Below are 24349 nucleotides of genomic sequence, written 5' to 3'. Positions count from 1 at the left end.
CAACAGCTCTATCAGTTGCGGTTCAGCCAGGCGCGAGCCGGCTTTTCAACGATGTAATAGCTGCACAAAGCGCAAGCGCGCCGGCCAGCATCAGCAGCGGCGCACTGCCCTGCGAATAGACGAATTTGTAGAACGGCTGCTGCCACAGATAGAGCGAATACGACCACAGCCCCAGCGTCACCATCGGCCAGGAGGACAGGAATCCGGTCAGGTACCGCGTGCTGAAGTCGAGCGAATTGACGGCAAGCGCCAACAGCGGCACCGCGACCAGATAGTGGATAGGCGTCGGCACCGTTTCCATGAACAGAAGAACCGCCCCGACGGACGCCGCAACCGCGACATGCGGCCCCTTGAACAAAGCCGGCAGCCTGTCGCCGGCCTTGAGCAGGCATATCACCGCCGATAGCAGGATCGAGGCGATTCGCACGTCGGTTCGCCAATAGGTCGTCTCGTAGTCCATCCCGAAGACCCAGTAGGAAATCGCACCGTTCGCCATGGCCAGCACCGACAGCGCGCTGAGCAGCATGACGACACGGGCACGCCCCGAAACAACAAAGCTGATCAGCGCCAGGATGACATAGGCATGTTCTTCGACGCACAGCGACCAGATATGGTCGAGCGCGCCGGCGCGGCTGACGAGAATTCCGGCATAGTTGTAGGTGAATGTCAGCGCCGTCAGCGCCGCTTTCCATTTGAAGGCGACAAACGTGCCGGACAAGGCAACCTTCGAAGCGAGGACGAAAACCAGCAGCGCCGGATAGATGCGGGAGAACCGACGCTTGAAAAACGCCTTGAGCGGATAACGGATGCCGCCAGCTAGGCGATAGCTGCTTTCGGCCGGACCCGAATGCGCTTGACAAATCGGAGCCGGCCCGTTCAACCTGGGGCATTCACCAGGGGAGTCCCGGCAAGGGGCTGAGATACTGCTGGCTTTCGCGGCGCAGTGACCCGTTGAACCTGATCCAGTTCATACTGGCGTAGGGACGGTGCAAGCGCTTTGCGGGAGTTTACGCCCGAGGTCCTGTTTCGGCAGGTCAACAGAAGCGTCTTTTCATCCTTCCGGCACAGAACTGGGTCTCCAATGCATGAGCAAAGGAGCCTCACGATGAATGCCCTCACTCCGGTGGTTTCGACGGGACGACTGCCCGCCTCGCGGAAAATCCACAGGCCCGGTGCCATCCACCCGCAGATCAGGGTGCCGATGCGCGAAATCTCCGTCCATCCGACGGCCGGTGAGCCGCCCGTCACCGTTTACGATCCGTCCGGCCCCTATACCGACCCCACCCTCGAAATCAGTATCGAAAAGGGCCTTGCCCGACTTCGCCACGAATGGATCACGGCACGCGGCGATGTCGAGGACTATGACGGCCGCCACGTCCGGCCGGAGGACAACGGATTTGCGGCGGGCGAGCGCCTGACGCCGGAGTTTCCCATTTGCAGCCGGCCACTCAGGGCCAAGCAGGGCAAGGCGGTGACCCAGCTTGCCTATGCGCGCGCCGGCATCATCACGCCTGAAATGGAGTTCGTGGCCATCCGCGAAAACCTTGGTCGCGAGATCCTGCGCGGCAAGCTTGACCGCGACGGCGAAGCCTTCGGCGCAGCGATCCCCGATTTCGTCACACCGGAATTCGTGCGCGACGAGGTGGCGCGCGGGCGGGCTATCATTCCAGCCAACATCAACCATCCGGAGAGCGAGCCGATGATCATCGGCCGCAATTTCCTGGTCAAGATCAATGCCAATATCGGCAATTCAGCCGTCACCTCGTCGATGGCCGAAGAGGTCGAAAAAATGGTCTGGGCGATCCGCTGGGGAGCCGACACCGTCATGGACCTGTCGACCGGTCGCAACATCCACAACATCCGGGAATGGATCGTCCGCAATTCGCCGGTGCCGATCGGAACCGTGCCGCTCTACCAGGCGCTTGAGAAGGTCGGAGGGATCGCCGAGGACCTGACCTGGGAAATCTACCGCGATACGCTGATCGAACAGGCCGAACAGGGCGTCGACTATTTCACCATCCATGCCGGTGTGCGGCTGCACTACATCCCGCTGACGGTCGACCGGGTCACCGGTATCGTCAGCAGAGGCGGTTCGATCATGGCCAAGTGGTGCCTGCATCATCACCGCGAAAGCTTCCTCTACGAGCATTTCGAGGAAATCTGCGACATCTGCCGCGCCTACGACGTGTCGTTCTCGCTCGGCGACGGCCTTCGTCCCGGCTCGATCGCCGACGCCAACGACGCGGCGCAGTTCGCCGAACTGGATACGCTCGGCGAGTTGACAAAGATCGCCTGGGCCAAGGATTGCCAGGTGATGATCGAGGGGCCCGGCCACGTACCGATGCACAAGATCAAGGAGAACATGGACAAGCAGCTCGCTGTTTGCGGCGAGGCGCCGTTCTATACGCTTGGACCACTGACGACCGACATCGCGCCGGGCTATGACCACATCACCTCAGGTATCGGGGCGGCGATGATCGGCTGGTTCGGCACGGCCATGCTCTGCTACGTCACGCCGAAGGAACATCTCGGCCTTCCCGATCGCAACGACGTCAAGATTGGCGTGATCACCTACAAGATAGCCGCGCATGCCGCCGACCTGGCGAAGGGACACCCGGCGGCGAAACTCAGGGATGATGCCCTTTCCCGCGCGCGCTTCGAGTTCCGCTGGGAGGATCAATTCAACCTGTCGCTCGATCCCGAGACCGCGCGGTCCTTCCACGACCAGACCTTGCCCAAGGAGGCGCACAAGTTGGCACATTTCTGTTCGATGTGCGGCCCGAAATTCTGCTCAATGCGCATTTCCCACGATATCCGCGCCGAGGCACAGAAAGAGGGCATGGCGGCAATGGCCGCAAAATACCGCGAGGGCGGCGATCTCTACGTGCCAGCGGACGAGACCAGCGCCCCGCCCATGCCGGAGGCGCATGAGCCGTCATGAAGGTGTTGATCAAAGGGGCCGGCGTCGCCGGCCTCACCGCAGCTTTCGAGCTGGCCACCCGCGGCGCGGCAGTGACGGTTGCCGAGACGAGGCATAGCCTCGGCGGCAATGCGTCGTGGTTCGCCGGCGGCATGTTGGCGCCATGGTGCGAACGTGAAAGCGCCGAGCAGCCGGTGCTCGATCTCGGACGCGACGCCGCCGACTGGTGGGATACGGCAACGCCCGGGCAGGTGACGCGGGCCGGAACACTGGTCGTGGCCGCGCAGCGCGATGCGGCCGAGCTCGACCGGTTTGCCAGTCGCACGTCGGGGTACAGGCCTGTTGATGAAAACGAAATCGCACAGTTCGAGCCGGACCTCGCCGGTCATTTCCACCGTGCGCTGTTCTTCCCCGACGAAGCCCATCTCGACCCGCGCCGGGCGATGGCTGCGCTTCACGACAAACTCGCAGCCATGGGAGTCGAATTTCACTTCGGCGCCAAGGCCCGGCATGTTTGCGGTTTCGATCGCCGGATCGACTGCACGGGCATCGCGGCGGAAGACGACCGACTGCGCGGCGTTCGCGGCGAGATGCTGATCCTGCGCACGCCCGATGTCTCGCTCTTGCGCCCGGTCCGGCTGCTTCATCCGCGCTTTCCGCTCTACGTAGTGCCGCGCACTGACCACCATTTCATGGCCGGCGCTACGATGATCGAGAGCCAGTCCGCTGGACGGGTCACGGCGCGTTCCATGATGGAGCTTTTGGGCGCGACCTATACCCTCCATCCGGCCTTTGGCGAGGCCGAGATCGTTGAAACCGGTGTCGGCGTCCGCCCAGCCTTTCCCGACAATCTGCCGCGTGTCGAAGCACGCGAAAGCACCGTCGCGATCAACGGGCTTTATCGCCATGGCTTTCTTCTCGCGCCCGCCATGGCGCGCCAGGCGGCCGAACTCGTCTTCAGTCACGACAAATCCTTGGAGCCTGCCAATGAAACTGATCGTCAACGGCCAAGCGCTTGAGATTGACGCCTCAACCCTGGCCGAACTGCTTGCCGCGCTCGACTATGAAGGCGATTGGCTGGCGACCGCCGTCAACAGCGACCTCGTGCACAAAGCCAGCCGGGCGGAATTCCGGTTGAGCGACGGCGACCGCATCGAAATCCTCTCGCCGATGCAGGGAGGCTAGCATGTTCGAACTTCTCGGGACGACGCTTCCTTCCCGCCTGCTTCTCGGCACGGCTCAATACCCTTCGCCGGCCATCCTTGCCGATGCGGTCCAGGCGTCGGGCACGGCGGTGGTAACCGTTTCCTTGCGCCGCGAGATGGCAGGCGGCAGGGCTGGCGAAAAATTCTGGTCGCTGATCCGCTCGCTCGGCATGAGAATCCTGCCCAACACGGCCGGCTGCCACTCCGTCAAGGAAGCGGTCACGACGGCGAGAATGGCGCGCGAATTGTTCGACACGACCTGGATCAAGCTCGAGGTGATCGGCAACCACGACACTCTGCAGCCTGATGTGTTCGGACTGGTCCAAGCCGCCCGCATCCTGTGCGAGGATGGATTTTCGGTATTCCCCTATACCACCGACGACCGTGTTGTCGCCGAGCGGCTGCTGGAGGCGGGCTGCAAGGTCTTGATGCCGTGGTGCGCACCGATCGGTTCCGCCCTCGGACCGATCAACATAACTGCGCTGCGCTCGATGCGCGGACATTTCCCCGGCGTCCCGCTGATTGTGGACGCTGGCCTCGGGCGGCCGTCGCATGCGGCGACCGTCATGGAACTCGGCTTTGACGCCGTGCTCCTGAACACCGCTGTCGCCAAGGCGGCCGACCCCGTCGGCATGGCACGAGCATTCGGCAAGGCGGTCGAAGCCGGCCGTGAAGCTTTCTGCTCGGGAATGCTCGAACCGCGCGAGGTTGCCGAACCATCGACGCCGACCATCGGCAGGGCAGTTTTTTCATGAAGCTCGATCCCTTCTACCTGATCGTCGACAGCGCTGCCTGGATAGAACGGTTGGCGCCGATCGGCGTCAAGCAGGTTCAGCTTCGCATCAAAAGCATGAATGAGACCAGGTTGCGCGCCGAGATCCGCAAGTCGAATGCCTTGTGTGCCCAACACAAATGCCAGCTCGTCGTCAACGATCATTGGCGCCTGGCAATCGAGGAAGGCTGCGATTTCGTGCATCTCGGCCAGGAGGATTTGCAAACCGCCAACCTCTCGAGGATACGGGCAGCCGGCGTCAGGCTCGGATTGAGCACGCATGATCATGTCGAGCTGGAAACGGCCATGTTTGCGGAGCCCGACTATATTGCGCTCGGTCCGATCTATCCCACCATCTTGAAGAGGATGAAGTGGACGCCGCAAGGGCTAGAGCGGCTCGGTGAATGGAAGCGCCGGATCGCGCCGACACCCCTGGTCGCGATCGGCGGCCTCAATCCCAACCGGCTCGAGGATGTATTCGGTGCCGGTGCGGACAGCGCCGCCGTGGTGACCGACATTACATTGAATCCCGACCCGGAAGCGCGAACACGCGAGTGGATCGAAAAGACAAAGCCATGGCGCTGAGGCGCGAACCCCATGTGCTTGTCGTCGGCGGATCGGATTCCAGCGGGGGTGCTGGAATAGCACGAGACATCGAGACGATCACTGCCATTGGCGTGCGCACCTGTCTTGCTGTCACCGCGCTGACGGTGCAAACGCACGACGCCGTCATGGAAATTAATCGTTCGCCACCAAGCCTGGTGGCCGATCAGATGCACGCCGCGCTGCAGGCCAACGAAGTGGCGGCAATCAAGATCGGCATGCTCGGAACAGCCGAGACCATCCTTACCGTTGCGGCGGTGCTGCGCGAAAATGGGCAAGTGCCGGCAGTACTCGACCCTGTGCTGGCCTCCACTTCAGGCCACGCACTTCTGGAAGCAGGCTCTATCGATGCCATGAAGCGCGATCTGATGCCACTTTGCTGCATTGTCACGCCCAACCTCCCTGAACTGGCGCTCCTTATTGGCTCCGAACTGGCAGTGGATGAGGACGGAGCGCTCCAACAAGGACAAAGACTGCTGGCCGTCGGTGCTCAAGCCCTGCTGATTAAGGGTGGGCATGCGTCGGGACCCCGATCGACCGATATTCTGTTACGCTCCGGTCATGAACCCATCCCCTTCGATGCACCGCGCCTTGCCGCATCGATGCGCGGAACAGGTTGCGTGCTGGCCAGCGCGATTGCGGCGCATCTGGCGAAGGCGAAGCCGCTCGAAGACAGCGTGCGCGAAGGCAAGCTGTTTGTTTTCGAGAGGCTTCGGCACGATTGATCTTGCCGGTGATGACTACGGCCTGGGCGTTGAGAACGTCGAGCGTGGTGCGCTGGCCGACATCGCTGCTCGACGACGCCATTCAAGGCAAGTCGGGCTGCGGTGTACGTGGTCCATGCTGCAGTCACTTGCTGACGGACCAGAGCGCGGCCGACTCCTCGTCGGGGCGCCGCTGAGCTTGTTATTGTCCTCACCGTAGGTATCGATCCGGGCCTGATTGGGCGATTCCTTATTCCGTCGTACAAGCGCCGAAGTGCGGCCATCCGAATAGATCGGTGTGGTCAGCGTCGCGCCGATGCTGGCTGAGTAGTCGTGCCGTCCTGCTGGCTGGCAATAGGTGAGGTGTTGCGACAGGCGCTCGAGACGCCAGCTGAAGTGGAAAGCTGCCGTGGCAGCAGCGCACCTTCGGCCGTTGCCACTCAAAACGCTACCCCGTCGACCAGAGGCTCCGAGGCGACGATGGCGGGTGCTCGCTTGATGCGGTCGCGATTGCCGCATCGAGACTCGGGGCACCAGCTTCCACACGGGGGCGGCCCTGAGCTGCTTGAGGAGGCGAACGCTTCAATAGCAAGCCCGCCGAAGTGAGGCGTCCTCAGAAGTGCCGCGGATTACGCGTGAATGCATCCAAAACGTGAATGTTCTTAATTGAAGCAATCGATTTCTCTAGTCGACGGATGATGAATATGAAGGCGTCACGAGGCCGAGGATGCGATCTGGGATACCCAGGGTAATCGGTGGTCGTGGAGGCAACGACCACGTATTCGGCGCAGATAGCTCGGAATGGCCGCTACAAACCGCATACCGTCGGTGAGGACAATGACAAGCTCAGCGGCGGCCCCGACGAGGATGTCGTCTATGCGCCGACGTGAAGCCCTGCGCGATGCTCTGGTCGTATGCCGAGTTGTTCGGCGTAGTTGCGATGATGTTGCCACCTCACAGTTGCGACCGCAGTTCCCGCCATGCCAACCGCAAATGATAAACTCCAGTTCACGTCCAGGAGCGAAAGCAATATGCATCGTCGTAATCTGATCAAAGGGTTCGTTGCACTCGGCGCGTGTTCCATTTGCGCTGATGCCGCGGGGGCGGCGGGCACCCATTGGGGATATGCCGGCCCGGCCGGGCCCGAACACTGGGGCGAGCTGGACAAGGGAAATTTCGTCTGCTCGGCGGGCACGCAGCAATCGCCGATCGATATCAAGGGCGCGGTCAAAGCGGATATTCCGCACATCGCCATAGGTTGGCACAAGGCCGGCGGCAGGATGGTGAACAACGGCCACACCATCCAAGTCAACCTGCCGCAAGGCAGCACCCTCACCCGCGGGGATCGTGTCTACGAACTGGTACAGTTCCATTTCCATGCGCCGAGCGAACACTACGTGGCAGGCAAGAATTTTCCGATGGAAGCGCATTTCGTCCATAAAGACACCGACAGCGACACTCTGGGTGTGCTGGGCGTGTTTCTGGCGCCAGGCGCGATAAATGCCAGCTTCGCCAGCCTTGCCGCAGCATTTCCCGCAATCTCAGGTGAGGAAACAGCGGTCGACGAGGTCGAGCCCAACGGGCTTCTACCGGCCTCACTTGGCTACTGGACGTATGCGGGATCCTTGACGACTCCGCCATGCACCGAAAACGTCGAGTGGATGCTGGCGACGGAACCGGTTGAGGTCGACCCGGCAGACATGGAGCGATTTACCTCACTCTACCCCCTGAACGCGCGGCCTATCCGTTCACCCAATCGGCGCTTCATCCTAGGCCTCGGCTGAGGTCCCCGTCACGGGCGAGGCCAGGCTGGCGCGCTATATCGACGTCTAATCCCCAATATCGTGAGGATGCGCTCCGCGTCGCTGAGGCCCTTTGGGAGCTCATCCTCGTCCTGGGAGCGGATCAAGACCAAGTGGGCGACGATCTTAAACCGTCTTTATGAGGGAGAGGTACACGTGGCTTTCCTGTTCCAACAGCATCCGGCAGCACACCGAAGGGATGGGGAGCTAGAATTCAGATTGGACCTTCGCAAGGCGTGCACCGCGGATCAAACGCCGTTTCCTTGGGAAAAATGGCTCAGTACCGACAAAGTATTTGTAATCGCACTAGCGGCCTGGTTTGTGCTCTTGGTCGGGACACAAAGGCAGGCCCCCCAGATCAACGAGGCGGCCCTAAGCGAGCTGCGAACGATTCAGATCAACTCCGCATTGCTCCAGCGCGACGTCGACCGCGCTCGGACCGATATCGTATTGGACTACCGTTCGGTTGCTTCTACCGGACAGGCATTGCAAAGGAATCTTAAAAACTTGCAAGGCCATCTCGAGATTTCGCCAGATGAGAGCTCCGGAGGGCACTCCAGATTGCTTGCACAGCTCAAAAAGTCCATCGAACACACAGCGGCTGCCATCGCAGCCTTGGCCGCGCAAAATGAGCTTATGCAAAGCTCTCTCGCAGACTTTGCTCGCTCGGCTAATAGCCTTGAGGGGGCACCGTCAAGCAGGCGTGAACTTTCCAATCTGATCCTTCAGTTTTCGGCCAGGCCGGGACTCAGCCTCGCATCACAGATCGATTGGTCTCTCGACCGACTTGCTCCGAGACAGGACCAAGCCGCCGAGGATGTTGTCCGCAAGGGCCGCGCTGTCCTGTCGGCTATGTCTAGGTTGGACCGCGCTGCCAATCGGATCGCATCCTTCGACACGCGCGCCAAGGCCGCTGAACTGGAGCGAGAACATCTGAAAGGCTATAGCTTGGCCAGCTCGCAAGCGCAGCATACGCGACTTTTCTTTGGCTCGGTGTCCATATGCCTCTGCTTGTTTGGGATCGTTCGGGCCTCCAGGCTGCATGTGCGCACGAAACGGTTGGAAAGGCGGTTGGAGCTTGAAGCGGCAATGAGTGAGATCGAAGCTCGCTTCAACGACAGTCAAGCAACGAACGTCTCGCTGCGCTTCTCCACCGAAGCAGCTCTTAGAGTCGTTAAACGCGTTTTCGATGCGGATCAATGCGCGCTTGCTCTGGTGGATCCGAGTCTCAGCAGGCATACCGAGTGCTTTGTGGCGAACACGCGCATGCGCGTCTGGAACGCCGCGCTTATCGGCGAAGTCGTCTCACTTATCGACGCAGGACAGCCAGTGTTTCGCGTCGTTCCGGCGCCGCAAGTGGTTCGGACTGCCGTAGGCACTTCGGGTGTTTGTCAAATTGTTGGTTGCAGGGCCTCCGATCAGCAGGCTGCGGTTTGCATCCTTGTTTTTGAAGGAGATCGCTCACTCCCCTCAGCAGACGACCTCCAGGTTCTTGGCAGCGCCACTGTGCGTTTAAGCAACCATCTTCAAATGCAACGTGTACACGCGGAACGCAACCTTCTCGTGAGTCAAAGGGAGCATGCGGAAAGGCTGAGGACGGTCGGCACAGTCGCAAGCGGCGCTGCACATGAATTCAACAATACTTTAGGAGCAATAATCGGCTACGCAGAGATAGCCAAACGTCTTGTGCGCGGCCCATCGAGAATTCGGAGCCACATCAGCCAAATCATTTTGGCCGGCAACCGAGCCAAGCTGATCGTTGACCAGATTTTGTCACTAAGCCGGAACCGGAAGCGCGCGGTAATGCCTTTCGATGTCTCCGAAATTGTAATGGATCTTGCGCCATTGCTGAGGGTTACAGTTCGTGCGGATGTTCAGTTGAACTTCAAGATCAACGAGTGGCAAACGGTAATCGAGGGCAGCCCAACCGAGCTACAGCAGATTCTTATGAATCTGTGCAAGAACGCGTCGGAGGCTCTCTTGAATGAGGGCCGTGTCGAGGTTAGCGTTTCTCGCGCCCACGTCCGTCAAACGAAGCCGCTCGCTCAGGGCACCTTGAGACCGGGAGATTACGTTCTCCTCTCCATCAGCGACGATGGCCCAGGGATCGCAAGTTCGGTACTTCCGCATATCTTTGAGCCCTTTTTTACCACGCGCTCTCGCGTCGGCGGGACCGGACTGGGTCTTGCTGCAGTGGACAGCCATGTGAGCGCGCTCGCAGGATGCCTTGACGTCACCTCGGCTGTTGGCCGAGGTACGCGCTTTGATATCTACTTACCGGCCTCCGAGGAGGAGCCAGTCAGCGCTGGCATCGCTTTCGGTCCATACGACGGATCATTCGGCAACGGAGAAATCATTGCAGTCGTCGAGCCCGATCCAGCAGAGTTGGAGATCTACAAGGACGAGGTCGCCGCGCTGGGTTATAAGCCGGTCGGCTTCGCGACCTTCGAAAGTCTTTGCGGCTGGATCGAGAGCGGGAAGGCAGCTGACCTGCTAATTTTGGGTAAAACGCCTTTCCTCGAGCGAGGACAGGCCGAATCCGTATGCCCCACCCTCATGACGGTGCCTGTCATAGTTGTCGGTGAAATCGACCCCATGCCGGTCACATCTGATAATCAGGCCTTCGTCCTTTGGCTAGCGAAGCCGGTCTCGTCCAGGGCAATGGAGCATGCAATTCGTACAATGATGATGGCATGATGCCGCCGACTCGCTCAGGCTACCCAAGCAATCTGAGAAGGCCCGTCAAAAAGACATCGAAGCAGAACAAAATGACGCGTCACATCACAATCGACTTATCGATCCCGAGACGCTGTTCTAGCCTTAGTGCTTGTTAAGAAGGTCGGCTACTGTCTCTCCCCGTCGCCGGGCATCGGCGGCGAGCCATAGCTCTCCCACCTCATACACTTCGCCTTGGGTACGGAACGGTACAATGACGTCAATGGCAGCCGACAGCATGTCAAGAAGCGTGCGGTCTTCCACAGCGGCTCCTTGCGGGCTGCTCTTGACGAGTGAAAAGAGCTTTTTAAAGCCTTGGACCGGATCAGCCCCATGAATCGTTGATATCGATCCCGCATGGCCGGAGACGACTTCGCTAAGGTAAGCCCAAGCAGCATCATCGCGCATCTCGCCGAGCAATATTCGATCAGGGCGCATGCGCAAGCTGGCCTGCAACAGTTGCTCGGCTGTCACCGCACCTAAGCCTGTTCGGTCCTTCGGATAGAGTAACCGGACATGATTCTCGTGCGGGATTGCAAGCTCGAGCGTGTCCTCGATACTGATCAACCTCTCTTGCGGGGGTATAGCGTCGATCAAAGTCTTGCTCATTGTCGTTTTGCCGCTTCCAGTAGGTCCGCAAAGCAGCATGGTGAGCCGCCCGCAGACGCAGGCCCGCAAAAATTGCTCCAAGTCACCATGGTCGTAGTGCTGAAGAATCGTTTCGTCCTGCCGCTCCTGGCGCTCGTTTCGTGACCGCCATTGATTCCAACGCGAGTGTTCGTAGCGAGAAGAAACTTCCTTTAGTTCGGTCACACGACTTGAGGGACGCCGTATCGTCAGGCTTATTGTTCCTGAGGGAACAGCGGGCGGCAAACAGATCTGCAGCCGCTCTCCGTTCGGCAGCTCAGTCGCACAGAGGGGGCTTTGCGGTCCGACATCTTGCTTGCGCAGCGCTCCAGCGAGGATCGCGATGTCCTCCAGATCGTCATAAGATAGCGGTAGCGGATGTTTCGTGAAAACGCCGGCCTGTCGGACAAAGGCTTCCCCAGGCCGGTTGATAGCGACCTCTTCGGTCCTTGGCTCCTCAAGCCATTTCAGAACGGGGTCGAGAAGCAAACGCAATTGAGGATCAGCCTCCGATCGCATTGTTGTCTCTCCGGCGTTCGCGATGTTGGGGGGCTGGCGCCACGGCGGTCGCTCTAAGATCGTATACATCTGAGAAATCGAGGTCCCGAGCCACAAAGATGGATACAGCATCTCCCTGGTTTTTCTTCAGAGTTGGCGGAAAGTTGATCGTCGCTCTCAGTGTCGTCTCGACGGCTTGTCCGCCATTGCTCTGGAAGCTGTTGATGCCGCTTCCTCCGCCAGAGCTGGCCGCGTATTGACCGGCCGCCTGAAACGCGCCTTGGATGACGCTCATGAGCATCGCTCCGCCAAAGCGTTGCCAGAAGTGATTGTCCACCGTGCCAGGCATTCCGGAGCGGCCGAGCTCGTCAGCGCCCGGCGATGCTATCGAAACGAGGGCATGGTCAGGTGTTTCGATGCGCGTCCACAGCACGAAGACACGCGCATCCCCCTGCTGGAGACCGCGCTGGATCTCGCCAATCACGGTCGTCCCGCGATCCAAGAGCACGACATTGTTGGTGGCGCCGCGGACGTCTTTAGGTAAGACGCACTTCACATAGCCGGGTAAATTTGTGTCGACTGCCGTTTGCAAAATGCACGGAATGATCGTTCCTTGAGTAATCACGAGATCAGGGTGCGGCATAAGTGTGGCCCGGCTCGGCTCCTGTATATCTGGCTTCAATCGGCCTGACAGATCGCCACCGTTTGAAATCTCATCCGCGGTCGCGGGAGCATCCTTATGGTTGTCTTCGCTCCGCTGACCGTCATTGGGCATTTGACTGCTGCTACTGTAGGCGAAAATTGGCGTTTCCTCGGGCGGCGGATCAGCTGGCGCCGGTGGGGGCGGCGTGGATGGCGCAGGATCTCCTGCCTGGGCCGCCTGTACGGGTGCTGGAGGTTCGGGAGCAATCTCAATTGGCACAGGGCGGAATGGTTCGGCGTTGGCGACAATTGGCGGTTTTGGCTGAGACGGATCGTCTTGTGTGCCGGGACGACCTCCGAGCCAGATGAGCGATAGAGATGAGATGAGAACAAGACCGGCGACGGCCAACTTCTGCAATCCCGAAACATGCCGGCGGGCCGGCTCCGAGACCATCGATCCGGATGCATGGACATCATGTCCCGACTGTGGGCCGGTTTCATTCATCGGCCCGAGCCTTTCAAAACGCGCCACACGTCGGGTGTCACTGTACCGGTCACTGGCGCTCGTCCCACAGGATCATAAGCCCTGTTGAAAATGGACAAGACCGTATTGCCATCTCTCAGACGCCATTCCCGGGCGACTGCGGATACTTCAACATAGTCCCCTTTGACCGTGTAATTGGCAGCGGCTTCTTTCCCGTCGGGATTGATAACGTAGAGGGAGGGTATGCGGGAATTGCTTGCGAAGCCAAATACGGTCGTAAAGCCATTATCGAAAACTTCCAGCGGCGCCAGCGATCGATCGCCCTTTGCGACGTAGTGAAAATTGCTTTCGTCCGGACTGGCAGTTGCGGCGGGCCGATTCAACAAATCCTGAACTCTCTGGTCTTGCAGCACTTTCGCCCGGGCCTGGCCAAGAATCGAGCGCCTTTCTGCTTCCTTTCTCTGAGCAGCAGCCTCATCAGCAGGATAGGTGAACTGCACACTGTAGTATAGGTCTGGTTGCTGCTCATCAAGTTTTGGCATCGCTTTGGTTGAAATACTGAAGACGTATCTGCGTGTACCGGACTCGCTCTCGGCCAGCACGATGACCGGCTGCGGCGACAGCATCCGGCTAGCCTTAAAAAAGAGATAGTTGGCGCGCGGGAGCGCAGCCAGGTCTTTGCTATTGGAAACGGCCACGGCTGCGACGGTCTCGTTGGCCGCGAATGTGACAACCAGCGTTGCCCCCACTGCGGTCGATAGGCGCACCACTTCGTCGGGACGGTAAGCCAGGTAGCGCATCCGCGCATCATGCTTGCCGGCAAGTGGCGTGTCTTCCGCGCACGCTTCCGTCGCGAAGAGGAGTGAACAGGCCAGCGCGAAAAATGCTCTTTTTGTCATGGCTGCGCATAGCCCAGGTTCGATACGGTATCTTCCGAGGCTTGATAGGAGGTGACGAGTAGACCTCCCGGATTGGTGAGCCTCGATTGGCCAGGCAGACCCGTCAGGCGCTCGTAACGGATGGTAGCTGTCCATGTGGTCACTATCGGCATCTGCCCATCGACAACAAGCATACGTTTGTATCGGATCTGTTGAACGTCGGGACTGAGGTCGTTTGAGGAAATATGCCCGACCTCGAGCTTGCCGCGCTTGCCGACCGTGACTTGCGGCGAGGTGGGATTTGGATAGTTGAAGAAATCTTGATATTGCTGTTGCACAGCCGGTGCGCTGAAACTGGACACGAGGTCATAGGCATATTGGGCTGTATCTGCTGTGTAGCCCTCGCGCAGGCGTACATATTCCCACAGCGAAGCGTTTATGACGGCTCGGTCTTGGGTTGCGGGCAGTCGAGAGATTGACACTTCGCTGTCTACGGTCCCGTCCGGCCGTACCCATAGGAACACAGGTACGAGCTTGGCCAACGGGACCATGGCAGCGATGGTAAATGCCTGGGCAACATTTCCGAGGACCGCCGCTGCCGCAAAGGCTATAAGGGCCTTTGACAGGCGCCGCGCAGACTTCGCTCGTGAAGTTTGAAACGCTTCCACCTTCTTGTAGTGAGCAGCTAGCGTTTCTCTCTCCACCAGAAGGGCATGTTCAGGAAATTTCACTTGGGCTCTTCCGTACACTCAACCTGAAGATCCTCAGGTGTGGTTTCCCATTGTCCCGCGTTCAGTTGGAATGGCGTACCCGTGCAGGTCGCAAGCCGATCGGTTGTCTTGCAGGCCGCCAAAGCGAGGATTGACAACAGTAGATAGCGTTTCATGTTTTTGATACCGCGCTTGTTGATTGATTAACGACCCGCCGTTTTGGCAAAGTAGCGATTGAGGTTGTTAAGAGGTCGGTTCGCCCCTGCCCAAGAGCCGCCGGCGATGCTGCTGGCGATCGTCGGAAGGGCGACGATCAGAGCGTCACCAGCCAGGAAAAGCATGTCGATCTCGTAAAGCCCGATGATCTTGGCTGCTGTCGTGCTCGAGAATTTGATCATAACAAGCATGGCTGTCAGCGCGACTGCTTCGGCCGCGATAACTATCGTCGCAACGATGTTGAGAAGGAGAAGCAGCAGCCCGTACGAGACAAGTTGGCCGATCCATCTGGTAGCCATGTCTCGAGTGTGATCAAAAAGGTAGCCGACAAGAACCAGGGGGCCGATCGCCAAGAGCACCTTCGTCAAAATTCCAACGGCATCATAGATTTCGAATGCTGTCCAAAGCGAGCCGTAGAAAATCCATTGCGCTCCCTCGAAAGCAAGTATGTCCTGACCGTTCATAGGCCCAATTTCCGAAGCAATCATCTGAAAGGCATACTGAGTTGAAGCAAACATCCAGTCGAGCTTCCGAGGAATATCGATGAAGGGCAAGTCGCTGCTACTCATCTGGTGAGCAAGCCTTGGAATCGTGTCGTCGAAGACCGTTTCAATGTACTGCTGGTAGTTGGCCTGCCCTAAGATAAGGCCGACGACAATCGACACCATGATTACGCGCGAGATACCTCCACGCGCATCAACTTGACCACGCATAACCAGACAGCCTTGGATTATTATCCAAAGCGTCACACACGCAACCAGAGGCGCGCTGATCGCCTCTTGGATTTTTTCAAGCACGTTGTGCAGCCCTGACGTGAAGGCCAAATGAAAGATCGTGTGTATGGCCGTGAATGGCGCGGGAATTTGGAAATTCATGGCGTGAGCCTGATTTGTCCCTGATCAGCGGAGTTGAGCCGGATGAACTCTGTGTGGTTCACGGCAGGCTGAACATCTTGGCGGTGTCCTGGCGTTCCCGACGCTGCGTGGCGGCCTCCTCCACTGCGTGAAGGCTCCCTTGTGCAGTGGCCATCGTCAGCAGACTGGTGGCCTGGACATTTTGGATGATCGCATCGTGAATCTGCTTGAGGACCAGACCGTTGGTCACGGTGGCCTGCACAATATTTCTCGAGCTGGAAAGCTGACCAAGCGTGTTGTCGTTAGCCCTAAGGCGCTTGTCCATTACGTCCAGAGTGTCGGCTGCAAGACCTGCGGCATTGGCGGCACCAGCGATTTGCCCCTCTAACAGTTTCCCTTCTGCATCGGTGCCGGTGACTATCCGATTTGGGTCCTGCGCAATGTTACGCGCCATGGTCGAAACTGGCGCCCGAGCATCAAACATCTGCCCCTCCAGCTTATTGCTCGACGGGTAGTGATTTCCTTGGTTCAGTGCGCCCAACAGTCCTGTGACACCGAATGACGACTTTAGCATATCCACCATTTCGATCGTGGTAGCGAGCGTCGCGATTGACCTCTCAAGGATCGCCGCATTGGAAACCGCTGTTAAGGTCACTTGTGTTTCTGTTACCGGGTCGCTGACGACAAATTGCGACCGGGCCTGTGTGCTAAGCAGAAAGGAAGCAGCAAGCGTTGTTGCTGCAAGCTTGGCAAATCTCATGAATATTCCTCCGTCAGTCTTGAATTTCGTGGTAACGAGCCATGAACTTGTCGAGCCACCCACTTGGGGCATCTCCGTACTGGTCACGAAGCTGGTCGGCAAAGCGCACGGTGTTGGCCCGCCCCGAGAGTACGGCTACATACTCGCGCATCTCCCCAAGGTCGAATTCGCAAACAACACTCCCGCTGTCGCGCTTGAGCAAAAACTTGCGGCTGCCAATTGCCATTCCCTGGCGGATTGCCTCGAACTCCTGCGTAGTGCACTTCAAGCCATCGACATACGCAGCTCGGTCGGCCGTCGGTGACGGGTAGAAAATCTTCGTCATGCATTGTGCAACGAGACTAGCTCCCAGGGGCGATTCAAGCACGTGTTCAGGCTGCTGCGTTGCGAGTATCAACATCCCGTTGTTTTTGCGGACGGTGAGCAAGAACTTGTCGATCACAGCCGAGAACTGGGGGTTGAGCAGATAGAAGCGAAATTCGTCGCAGCTCATGACAAACCGACGGCCATCGACAACAGCACCCACGCGATGCAGAAGATATGCGGCGGCCGGCGCACAGACCTCCTCAAATTCCAGGAGCTGCGTCATGTCGAAGCCTGTAATGGAGGCATCCAGCCTTACTTCGTCCACATCGCCGTCAAACGCCCATCCAAGCGCATTCCCTCTACACCACCGCTGCAGCCGTGCTCCTGCGCCCTCGGAGGGGCTGTGCAGCAGGAATTCGCGTAGGCCCGCAAGTGAGCGCATGACGGGTTCGAACGAAAGTTGACGAACAATGCCGCGTTCCAACCGACGGCTTTCCTCCGGGGAGATCGGACCACGGCCGTCACTCTCGATTAGGGCCATCAACCACTCGCGCAGAAAGTCCAGCGAGGCGGAGGTGTTGTCCAGGCCACGCAGAGGGGCCAAGCCGCTCGGAGCGCCTCTGCGCAACGCAAGATATGTCCCTCCCGTGGCTCGCACTAGCAGTTCACCACCCCGGTCCTTGTCAAAGAAGACGATCGCACCACTGCGATCGACCAGGCTTTGCTCAAGCATCGCGAGGACAAAGGTCATCAGCGTCGTCTTGCCCTTGCCAACGGGCCCGAATATTGCCGTCATGCCGACGTCATTCTCGTGGGGGATGTAGTCGAAGGAAGTTCCACCGTTTGTGCGAAATCGCGCAACAGCATTGCCCCAGTGGCCGGAATCGGAACCGCTTGGGAAATTCTCAAATGAGACGAGCCCGGCAAAATTGTACGAGGTGATCGCCCCGGGGCGCGTGCGCCACCTGTTGTTCCCCGGGAGTTGGGACCAGTACGCGGCCTCCATGCCGATACCCTCTTGGACGATAACGGCGCCAGTGTCGGCCAGCCTTGCGCGCGCATTTGCTGCGCTATCTGCAAGGCTCTTGAGGCTGTCGGCATAGACGCACAGGCTCAGATGATGCGAACCCATCACGAACTCGTTGCTTGCCAGTCCGTCCTCTGCCTCGGCAAGTTCATTGATCTGGGTGAGAGCCTTGTCGCCGGCGCTCGTCATCTGGCTGGACTTAAGGCTAAGTTTCGCATGAGCTTGTGGCCGAGTGAGGAAGGAAAAGCTCTGGCTGAGGACAAGCGGGAAGTTGGCGGACAGCAAGGGATTTAGCATGCCTGGCCGCGTCGTCGCCGGATATTCACGGAACGAAAACAAAGATCCCACGGAGCTATCCCCGGGTCTTCGAATCTCAAGCGCCCGCTTCCCGCAGATGACCTGGTCAGTGTAGATTGAGGCGCCAAGTGAGCCGGTAACCATCGGAACCGGAAGAAACCGGCAAGTCATTATCAGCCGAAGCGCCTCACCAATTTCCGTAAAGAGCACGTTGCCTCTCTCACGAATACCCAACCGGCGCAGACCGTAACCGCCGAGTGAGCCTGCAATGATCTGCCAGAGGTCTTCCAGGCTTCGCATTTGGGTGGCCAGATCGCTGTCATTCCGTCTGGGGGATTTGGCAATGCGCCAGCCGATCTTGCCGATTGCGGTGCGGGGGAACACGACGACAGTGAGGAAGTGATCGTTGCGAAAGAGCTTTCCCGACAGCACACGGCTCTCGTAGGCCTCGCTCAGACTGCCAGCGAATGCACTTTGAAACTGGCGCGGTGCCGGCTCCGGCACGTCGTTATTTCGCACAAGATGAGCGTATAGCGTGACATTGTCATCGGCGATGTTGCGCAAGAGAGTGTTGAACGCGCGGCAGCGCGAGTTGCGCATCTCAGCGTCTTCCAAATCAAATGGCAGGCCGCTCACGTGTGCCATGGCCATGATCGATCCGTCTTCCAGAAGGACAACCTGGTCGCTTAAATGACCGACATACGGAAGATAGATCTCGCCAGATCTCTCGGTCCGGCCACTGGTGCCAAACATTACACCATTCCTCTTCCGCGTTTCGGCACTCTGATCGGATTGGCGCTGACGCTCGCGCCGCCCCAGACCGGCCCGTCCACGCTTCTGCCGGCGGTCTGCAAATAGAGGAGCGCGACGCTTGCGGCGTTATAGTCACGCTCAACAACCAGCCGTGCTCCAAACCAGAGTGGCACGAGCACGATTTCGTAGAGTGGATTCTGAAGTATAATGATGACGAGCCCAGCCAACATCATGAGCAATCCGGCCAGCGTCAGCGGCACCCCCAGAAACAGTGCGGGGCGTGTCGCCGCCACATAGAGGGTGCTCACTTCCAGCCGGTCGCTCATCAGCCACCGCCTATGAGCGCCTTGCCCAGGAAGCTGGCGCCGAACATGATGACGATCCCTCCAACGACACCCGCAACCAGGCCAAGTGAAGCACGACCGAACATCCAAGAGATACCGATGGCCACGAGTCCAAGCACGGCCAGTGATTGTCCGAAGGGGCCAAGTATGAAGGTGCAGATATTCTGGACCATCTTGGCGGGATCCGTCCCTCCGGTCACCTGAGCCGCGGCTGGCCCGCTGGAGAACACCGTCCACGCCGCGCCTGCAGCAGCGGCCGGTATATATTCAGCCGCCATGCGCAGCATGGAAAAAGGCGAAGGAACACGCGTTTTAAACGTACGAAGTATTTTGAGTGGCTTCATCATTGCATCTCCATGATTCAATCGAATACGAGTTTGTTCGGGTTCGAGGGTTCCCGCTCTTCCGCAGCCTGGCTGCCTGTCGGACCGGAGGGATCGGCCCCGGAGCGGTTTCGCTGATAGGACCCCCAAACGTCCCACGAATCTTGTGCGGGCTGCTTTTCATTAGTCTGTTGGCTCTGTTCGAGCAGAGGGGGCACGGTTTTCGGACCGGCTGCCTCAAGGTCTGGCACATCTTGAGCGGTCGGCTCCAGCGTTGTCTCAAGGTGACTTGAGATGTCGTTTGCGGCCGACTCGACCTTGCGTACATAACCGTTGGTGAAGCCACGCGTGACGTCGCCCGTGTTATAGGCCGAGATGGCACGGCGAAGCGCAAGTTGCTGCGCCGGAGCAGTCGTGCCGCCGGCATACCGGCTTTCAAGCAAGTGGGCGGCAGCCGTAAGCGAGGCGCAGGGCTCGAAAGCCTTTTCCGGCGTGAGATGGAGCATGGGAAAGTTGTTGCTGTTTATCTGCATCAACCCAACGTCGACAGAATGTTTTGCTTCGAGGCGGTCCTTGATGCCGCGCGTGGCTTCCAGGTGATCTATCCAGCGAAGCTGCTCACCTGTGGTGTTGTCATGAGCCACCAGCGTTTCAAAGCCACTTTCAATCTTGGCAATCGCGGCGAGGGTGGACGGCGCAACCCATGGAGCGCATTTGCGCGACAGGCTGTGGAACTCACGGGGAGAAAGTGGCGCGGGCTCGGCTGGGAGTGACATGGATGTCAACAGGACGATGGCCAGGGGCCAAGCTGCAATAAACATTCCCTATCACCTACCTTTCCAAGCCGCCGGACGAGTTCTGGCCCTGTCCGGCACGCGCTTATCGGGGAGGTTTGTTACTCTGTGATGTTCAATTTCAGCTTTTCGGTTTCAACTGAAGCAAAGACCGTGTTCGTGTCAGCATGGGTGAGCATCTTGCGCATGCGTGGGTGGCGCGGGCCCGATCAGCCAGCGACATCCGGAGCATCTTGGTATGATGACTCCTGTGCAGGATTGCTCGTCCCCGCCGTCCGTTGCTCCTGGACCGGGGCCCGCGACTTCGTCGTCATGGATGGTGATGGGATCTTCTGTCAGCGCCAAGCCAAGGACAAAATGGGAAGCTTGGCGGGTTTGTTCGGGCTCGGGATCACCGTGGGGAATCGACGAAGGCGATAAAGCAGCCCAACTTTGCCGGTATGCTGCCGGTGCTTTAAGAGCAGCCATGCGCGGCCCTGCACACTCAGATCATTGCTTGAGACGCGAGCTCGTCCGCGAAGCTGGCTCGAAGGCGCAAATCCGCGGGGGCGAGGGTCAACTGGGAAGACGTGGCGGCGCAGCCCATCCTGGTGCGAGCCTGGTTCAGCTGTTCGGCCGCCGCCGGCAACGGGTGGATCATGCACAGTCCCATCGGCAGAAAACCGCACGCCATTGACGGAGTGCGACGGCGCAATGGACAAGCATAGTGACACCCTCCAGATGGAGGGAGTTGCAGTAACTGAGAAATGTTAGCCCGGACGTTCACCGCAACCGGCGACCTGCCGGTCGCCCGAACAGCATTTGAGGCCGCCGGCCACCTTGGACGAAGCCGGCTTGGCAGGAGACATACTATTTGGCACAAGGCCGCTGCAGCGAATCACGGTCTTCTTCCGCCGACCGCCTCTCCGATCAACCAAACGCCGCGCTGCTCAACCATGTCCGAGCTGGATCCACGAGCCGGAGGATGTCGAGATGATCCAGGTCCGCAAACTCCAGGATGACGAGGATGCAAGGGCATAGCAGGAAACTTGGCATCCATGGGGACGAACTCGAATGGTATTGGCAGGCCTGCACCAACGGGGGAGCTCGAAGCGAAAAAGCGAAGGACCATACGGCAGGGTCATCTCGGCGCTTGGACCTGTCTGGTGGCCACGGGCTGCCTGGGTGCGGTCAATTCGCCAGGGATGAAAAGACCAGCACGAGCACGGCCTCACATTGGCCGCACGCAACGGCGAGTGGTATCAAGGGGCAGCTGTTCTGCGTCGGTGCCCCAGGGTTGCTCGGCAACAGGTTTAGACAAGGGGATTCAAGATTGAAGGTGTGCCGTTGAAACATGTTCTTGTCATTGACGATGATGCCGCAATGCGGCGCCTCATCGCCGAGTATCTCATGATGCATGCCCTGAAGGTAACCGCAGTCCACGATAGCAAGCAGTTTGACTATGTTCTTTCACATGAGCCAGTCGATCTCGTGGTTGTTGACCTTAACCTAGGCCGGGAGGATGGACTTGCGATTGTCCGCAATCTGGCGACAAAATCGGATGTTCCTATCATAGTGATCAGCGGCGACCGGCTTGATGAGGCGGAAAAAGTGGTTGCACTGGAGCTCGGCGCAACCGATTTCATTCCCAAGCCTTTCGGGATGCGCGAATTCTTGGCCCGCATTCGAGTAGCGTTACGCGAGCGCATTTCTAGTCCGCGAACCAGAGATCAGCGCTCATTTCGCTTTGGGGCCTGGAAGCTCAGCGTGAAGCAGCGGCGACTGATCTGTGCGGAGCGTGGCGAGGTCAAGCTTACCGCATGTGAGTTCAATCTCTTGATCGCATTTCTGGAGAACCCCCGCAACGTGCTATCCAGAGAACGGCTTTTGCTCGCGAGCCGTGTGCGTGGAGAAGAGGTGTACGATCGAAGTATCGATGTCCTAATCATGCGCTTGCGTCGAAAGCTGGAGGCTGATGCGGCCAATCCTCGCCTAGTCAAGACATGCCGTGGTGCAGGGTACTTCTTCAACGCTGACGTAGACGTTAGCTACGGAGGTACCTTGGCCGCGTGACAGGAGCTATTCAGGAGATTGGCTGACGAGGCTGATCAAGCGTAAGACCGTATGTCCGCTTCAGCCGGTGAGGTGGCTCGCCCTACACTGCGCGTCCGAGGGTTGCTCGGGCGGTCCGAGCCGATCCTCATCACAGGAGGACGAGCCGTGGCAGATTATAGGGAAGCATTTGTCGGAATCGATGTCGCCAAGCTGAGGAATGCCATCGCGATTGCGGAAGCCGGCCGGGAAGGAGAGGTTCGGTTCTTCGGCGAGGTCGACGCATCGGATACGAGCATGCGCCGCGTTATCCAACGGATCGCCGCCAAGTTCGATCGCATCCACCTCTGCTACGAGGCGGGCCCAACCGGCTATGGCCTTTACCGGCTGATCCGTTCCCTTGGCCATGAATGCACCGTGGTCGCGCCATCGCTGATTCCAAGGAAGCCTGGCGATCGGGTGAAGACGAACCGCCGGGATGCTCTTTCATTGGCAAGGCTGCTGCGCGCCGGCGAACTGACGGCGGTATGGGTTCCCGATGAAGATCACGAAGCCATGCGAGATCTCGTTCGCGCCCGGGCAGCCGCAGTTGAGACGCTGCGGGTCCATCGCCAGCAGGTGAGCGCTTTCATGCTCAAGCATGGGCGTGCCTATCCGCGCACGAAGAACTGGACCATGCGCTACCTGCGTTGGTTGCAGGAGCAGCGTTTCGATTATCCTGCACATCAGATCGCGCTCCAGGAAATGGCCGAAGCGGTGCGCGTCTCGAAAGAGCGTGTGGAACGGCTTGAGCGCGTGATCGAAGAGTTCATCCCGAACTGGTCGCTGGCGCCGATCGTGGGAGCGCTCCAGACATTGCGTGGGGTCGATCTGATCGTCGCCGTGACGTTCGCCACCGAGGTCGGCGACGTAAGCCGTTTTGAGAGCCCTCGCCAGCTCATGGGCTATCTGGGCCTCGTTCCCGGCGAGCGGTCGACTGGAGAGACAATCAGGCGTGGCGGCATCACCAAGGCAGGCAATGGCCGCGTTCGCCACATGCTAGTCGAGAGCGCCTGGACCTATCGACATCCACCGCGGATCGGCAAGGCGAAGCTGTACCGGTTGGAGCAGGCACCGCCGAAAGTCCGCGAGATCGCATGGAAGGCTCAGGCCCGCCTGACGACCCGGTATCGAAAGCTGGTTGCGCGAGGCAAGCGAACGACGGTGGTCTGCACGGCGATCGCCCGCGAACTAGTCGGCTTCATGTGGGCCGTCGCCAGGGAGGCACGCTCCACCTGATCGCTCGCCGCGGCAGTGTACACCTCGCGCATGGGCGGAGGCGGGACCACGGCAGGGGAATGCCCGTCAGACGCTTTGTGGCCGGCAAATTGACCGACGCCCGCAGTAAGATAGGAACAGCCCCGGACGCACAATCGGGAATGCGGTAGCCAACCCGCGCATCAGAGCTTGATCACCGACGTCCTTCAGTTCCGCCTCCACCCATGCGCGCTCATCAGAATGAGCAGCCGTTCCTCGGATCGGGCGACCTCCTGCGTTCCAAACCTTGACAGCGGACATCAGAGCGGTGTTCTCAGGCCACGGCCTTTAGCTCGGGCGCCCGGATGTAGGCCAAAGGCAGCAGGTCGTTGATCTGGCTGTTCGGATGGCTGTTGACGATCCTGGTGAGGACGTCGGCGACTAGCCGAGTGGCTCGACACCATTGAGCTTGCAGGTTTCGATCAGCACGCAATGACTGCCCAGTGTTCGGCACCGCCGTCGAGCCAGCGAAGAGCGCGTTCTTGCGGGATTGAGCGCTCGACGGTGTTGCTATCGATCTCGATACGGCCGTCGTCAAGGAAGCGCGAGAGGCCTTCCCAGCGTGAGAGCGTGTAGCGGATTGCCTCGGCGAGCTTGGTCTTCTGACTGATCAGGCCGAGCTTTTCGCGCAGTAAGGTTCAAGATCGGCGACAATAGCGCGGCTATTTTCCTGACGCATCGCACGGCGTTCATTGGCCGATCGGCCGCGGATATCGTCCTCGATCTTGAGGTCGGCGATCGTCTCAGCTCCTGGCTGGCGATCGGCGAGTTCCAGGCCTACAGTCGCC

Annotated in this window: 23 protein-coding genes, 1 pseudogene and 1 riboswitch; of the genes and pseudogenes, 11 read left to right on the top strand and 13 right to left on the bottom strand. The window is 59.2% G+C overall.

The window, feature by feature from the left end; genetic code table 11:
- Positions 1-22 precede the first annotated feature (22 nt).
- Positions 23-880: an acyltransferase family protein gene (locus AC0L3L_RS25450; RefSeq protein ID WP_473639638.1), complete on the bottom strand. Its 858-nt coding sequence runs from the start codon at positions 878-880 to the stop codon at positions 23-25.
- 5 nt (positions 881-885) lie between these two features.
- Positions 886-1002, top strand: a riboswitch (TPP riboswitch).
- A gap of 103 nt (positions 1003-1105) precedes the next feature.
- Between AC0L3L_RS25450 and thiC the strand changes: the two genes are divergently transcribed.
- From thiC to AC0L3L_RS25405, 9 genes are all read left to right on the top strand, one after another.
- Positions 1106-2941 carry a phosphomethylpyrimidine synthase ThiC gene (gene thiC / locus AC0L3L_RS25445; RefSeq protein WP_473639636.1) on the top strand — a complete coding sequence of 612 codons (1836 nt, stop codon included), beginning with the start codon at positions 1106-1108 and terminating at the stop codon, positions 2939-2941.
- The gene (gene thiO / locus AC0L3L_RS25440; RefSeq protein ID WP_473639634.1) at positions 2938-3939 is read left to right on the top strand and encodes a glycine oxidase ThiO; all 1002 of its coding nucleotides are present in this window, start codon (positions 2938-2940) and stop codon (positions 3937-3939) included. The genes thiC and thiO overlap by 4 nt, the downstream gene beginning before the upstream one ends.
- Complete coding sequence (thiS, locus tag AC0L3L_RS25435; protein WP_473479407.1) at positions 3908-4105, top strand: sulfur carrier protein ThiS; 198 nt, start codon at positions 3908-3910, stop codon at positions 4103-4105. Before thiO ends, thiS begins: the two co-directional genes overlap by 32 nt.
- Before the next feature lies 1 nt (position 4106).
- The gene (locus tag AC0L3L_RS25430; protein ID WP_473489531.1) at positions 4107-4880 is read left to right on the top strand and encodes a thiazole synthase; all 774 of its coding nucleotides are present in this window, start codon (positions 4107-4109) and stop codon (positions 4878-4880) included.
- Positions 4877-5482 (top strand): thiamine phosphate synthase, encoded by a 606-nt coding sequence (locus AC0L3L_RS25425; RefSeq protein ID WP_473489532.1) that lies wholly within the window; start codon positions 4877-4879, stop codon positions 5480-5482. Before AC0L3L_RS25430 ends, AC0L3L_RS25425 begins: the two co-directional genes overlap by 4 nt.
- Positions 5473-6225, top strand: coding sequence for a hydroxymethylpyrimidine/phosphomethylpyrimidine kinase (locus tag AC0L3L_RS25420; protein WP_473479402.1), 753 nt, complete (start codon positions 5473-5475; stop codon positions 6223-6225). The genes AC0L3L_RS25425 and AC0L3L_RS25420 overlap by 10 nt, the downstream gene beginning before the upstream one ends.
- A gap of 740 nt (positions 6226-6965) precedes the next feature.
- Entirely contained in the window at positions 6966-7094 is a 129-nt protein-coding gene (locus AC0L3L_RS25415) for a hypothetical protein (protein ID WP_473479398.1), read from the top strand.
- Between the two features lie 141 nt (positions 7095-7235).
- A complete protein-coding gene (locus AC0L3L_RS25410; protein ID WP_473479395.1) occupies positions 7236-7988 on the top strand; it encodes a carbonic anhydrase in 753 nt (250 codons plus the stop codon).
- A gap of 174 nt (positions 7989-8162) precedes the next feature.
- Positions 8163-10703, top strand: a complete 2541-nt coding sequence (locus AC0L3L_RS25405; protein WP_473639632.1) for a two-component system VirA-like sensor kinase — start codon at positions 8163-8165, stop codon at positions 10701-10703.
- 123 nt (positions 10704-10826) lie between these two features.
- Here the strand turns inward: AC0L3L_RS25405 and virB11 are convergent, their stop codons facing one another.
- From virB11 to AC0L3L_RS25350, 11 genes are read right to left on the bottom strand one after another with little or no spacing between them, the layout of a single operon-like run.
- Positions 10827-11867: a P-type DNA transfer ATPase VirB11 gene (gene virB11, locus AC0L3L_RS25400; protein WP_473489536.1), complete on the bottom strand. Its 1041-nt coding sequence runs from the start codon at positions 11865-11867 to the stop codon at positions 10827-10829.
- Complete coding sequence (gene virB10 / locus AC0L3L_RS25395; protein ID WP_473639630.1) at positions 11851-12993, bottom strand: type IV secretion system protein VirB10; 1143 nt, start codon at positions 12991-12993, stop codon at positions 11851-11853. Before virB10 ends, virB11 begins: the two co-directional genes overlap by 17 nt.
- A complete protein-coding gene (locus tag AC0L3L_RS25390) occupies positions 12990-13871 on the bottom strand; it encodes a TrbG/VirB9 family P-type conjugative transfer protein (protein ID WP_473489538.1) in 882 nt (293 codons plus the stop codon). Before AC0L3L_RS25390 ends, virB10 begins: the two co-directional genes overlap by 4 nt.
- Positions 13868-14581 carry a type IV secretion system protein VirB8 gene (locus AC0L3L_RS25385; RefSeq protein WP_473479381.1) on the bottom strand — a complete coding sequence of 238 codons (714 nt, stop codon included), beginning with the start codon at positions 14579-14581 and terminating at the stop codon, positions 13868-13870. Before AC0L3L_RS25385 ends, AC0L3L_RS25390 begins: the two co-directional genes overlap by 4 nt.
- Positions 14578-14736 (bottom strand): type IV secretion system lipoprotein VirB7, encoded by a 159-nt coding sequence (locus AC0L3L_RS25380; RefSeq protein ID WP_082827328.1) that lies wholly within the window; start codon positions 14734-14736, stop codon positions 14578-14580. The genes AC0L3L_RS25385 and AC0L3L_RS25380 overlap by 4 nt, the downstream gene beginning before the upstream one ends.
- A 27-nt stretch (positions 14737-14763) precedes the next feature.
- Positions 14764-15651 carry a type IV secretion system protein gene (locus AC0L3L_RS25375; RefSeq protein WP_473639628.1) on the bottom strand — a complete coding sequence of 296 codons (888 nt, stop codon included), beginning with the start codon at positions 15649-15651 and terminating at the stop codon, positions 14764-14766.
- 58 nt (positions 15652-15709) lie between these two features.
- A complete protein-coding gene (locus tag AC0L3L_RS25370) occupies positions 15710-16390 on the bottom strand; it encodes a TrbJ/VirB5 family protein (protein WP_473639626.1) in 681 nt (226 codons plus the stop codon).
- 13 nt (positions 16391-16403) lie between these two features.
- Positions 16404-18773, bottom strand: a complete 2370-nt coding sequence (locus tag AC0L3L_RS25365; RefSeq protein WP_473639624.1) for a VirB4 family type IV secretion/conjugal transfer ATPase — start codon at positions 18771-18773, stop codon at positions 16404-16406.
- Complete coding sequence (locus AC0L3L_RS25360) at positions 18773-19099, bottom strand: type IV secretion system protein VirB3 (RefSeq protein ID WP_473491954.1); 327 nt, start codon at positions 19097-19099, stop codon at positions 18773-18775. Before AC0L3L_RS25360 ends, AC0L3L_RS25365 begins: the two co-directional genes overlap by 1 nt.
- The gene (gene virB2, locus AC0L3L_RS25355) at positions 19099-19464 is read right to left on the bottom strand and encodes a pilin major subunit VirB2 (RefSeq protein WP_473523894.1); all 366 of its coding nucleotides are present in this window, start codon (positions 19462-19464) and stop codon (positions 19099-19101) included. Before virB2 ends, AC0L3L_RS25360 begins: the two co-directional genes overlap by 1 nt.
- Positions 19465-19478: 14 nt before the next feature.
- Complete coding sequence (locus AC0L3L_RS25350; protein ID WP_473639622.1) at positions 19479-20261, bottom strand: type IV secretion system lytic transglycosylase VirB1; 783 nt, start codon at positions 20259-20261, stop codon at positions 19479-19481.
- Between the two features lie 1299 nt (positions 20262-21560).
- Here AC0L3L_RS25350 and virG point away from each other — a divergent pair.
- A complete protein-coding gene (virG, locus tag AC0L3L_RS25345) occupies positions 21561-22286 on the top strand; it encodes a two-component system response regulator VirG (RefSeq protein ID WP_473639621.1) in 726 nt (241 codons plus the stop codon).
- 147 nt (positions 22287-22433) lie between these two features.
- A complete protein-coding gene (locus tag AC0L3L_RS25340) occupies positions 22434-23543 on the top strand; it encodes an IS110 family RNA-guided transposase (protein ID WP_473639619.1) in 1110 nt (369 codons plus the stop codon).
- Between the two features lie 292 nt (positions 23544-23835).
- On the opposite strand, the pseudogene AC0L3L_RS25335 reads toward AC0L3L_RS25340, so the two are convergent.
- A pseudogene (locus tag AC0L3L_RS25335) lies at positions 23836-24329 on the bottom strand (IS66 family transposase); the annotation flags it as partial.
- Between the last annotated feature and the right edge of the window lie 20 nt (positions 24330-24349).

It is taken from the genome of Mesorhizobium sp. WSM4849 (genome assembly GCF_055811385.1).
This window is presented reverse-complemented; position numbering and strand designations above follow the sequence as displayed.

Excerpts from the sequence above, each read along its gene's own strand:
- AC0L3L_RS25420 (WP_473479402.1), top strand. The coding sequence starts at position 5,473 with ATGGCGCTGAGGCGCGAACCCCATGTGCTTGTCGTCGGCGGATCGGAT.
- AC0L3L_RS25365 (WP_473639624.1), bottom strand. The coding sequence starts at position 18,773 with ATGTTTGGCACCAGTGGCCGGACCGAGAGATCTGGCGAGATCTATCTT.
- virB2 (WP_473523894.1), bottom strand. The coding sequence starts at position 19,464 with ATGATGAAGCCACTCAAAATACTTCGTACGTTTAAAACGCGTGTTCCT.
- virB11 (WP_473489536.1), bottom strand. The coding sequence starts at position 11,867 with ATGCGATCGGAGGCTGATCCTCAATTGCGTTTGCTTCTCGACCCCGTT.
- thiS (WP_473479407.1), top strand. The coding sequence starts at position 3,908 with ATGAAACTGATCGTCAACGGCCAAGCGCTTGAGATTGACGCCTCAACC.
- thiC (WP_473639636.1), top strand. The coding sequence starts at position 1,106 with ATGAATGCCCTCACTCCGGTGGTTTCGACGGGACGACTGCCCGCCTCG.
- AC0L3L_RS25360 (WP_473491954.1), bottom strand. The coding sequence starts at position 19,099 with ATGAGCGACCGGCTGGAAGTGAGCACCCTCTATGTGGCGGCGACACGC.
- AC0L3L_RS25380 (WP_082827328.1), bottom strand. The coding sequence starts at position 14,736 with ATGAAACGCTATCTACTGTTGTCAATCCTCGCTTTGGCGGCCTGCAAG.
- virB10 (WP_473639630.1), bottom strand. The coding sequence starts at position 12,993 with ATGAATGAAACCGGCCCACAGTCGGGACATGATGTCCATGCATCCGGA.
- AC0L3L_RS25425 (WP_473489532.1), top strand. The coding sequence starts at position 4,877 with ATGAAGCTCGATCCCTTCTACCTGATCGTCGACAGCGCTGCCTGGATA.
- AC0L3L_RS25390 (WP_473489538.1), bottom strand. The coding sequence starts at position 13,871 with ATGACAAAAAGAGCATTTTTCGCGCTGGCCTGTTCACTCCTCTTCGCG.
- AC0L3L_RS25410 (WP_473479395.1), top strand. The coding sequence starts at position 7,236 with ATGCATCGTCGTAATCTGATCAAAGGGTTCGTTGCACTCGGCGCGTGT.
- AC0L3L_RS25350 (WP_473639622.1), bottom strand. The coding sequence starts at position 20,261 with ATGTTTATTGCAGCTTGGCCCCTGGCCATCGTCCTGTTGACATCCATG.
- AC0L3L_RS25370 (WP_473639626.1), bottom strand. The coding sequence starts at position 16,390 with ATGAGATTTGCCAAGCTTGCAGCAACAACGCTTGCTGCTTCCTTTCTG.
- thiO (WP_473639634.1), top strand. The coding sequence starts at position 2,938 with ATGAAGGTGTTGATCAAAGGGGCCGGCGTCGCCGGCCTCACCGCAGCT.
- AC0L3L_RS25430 (WP_473489531.1), top strand. The coding sequence starts at position 4,107 with ATGTTCGAACTTCTCGGGACGACGCTTCCTTCCCGCCTGCTTCTCGGC.
- AC0L3L_RS25375 (WP_473639628.1), bottom strand. The coding sequence starts at position 15,651 with ATGAATTTCCAAATTCCCGCGCCATTCACGGCCATACACACGATCTTT.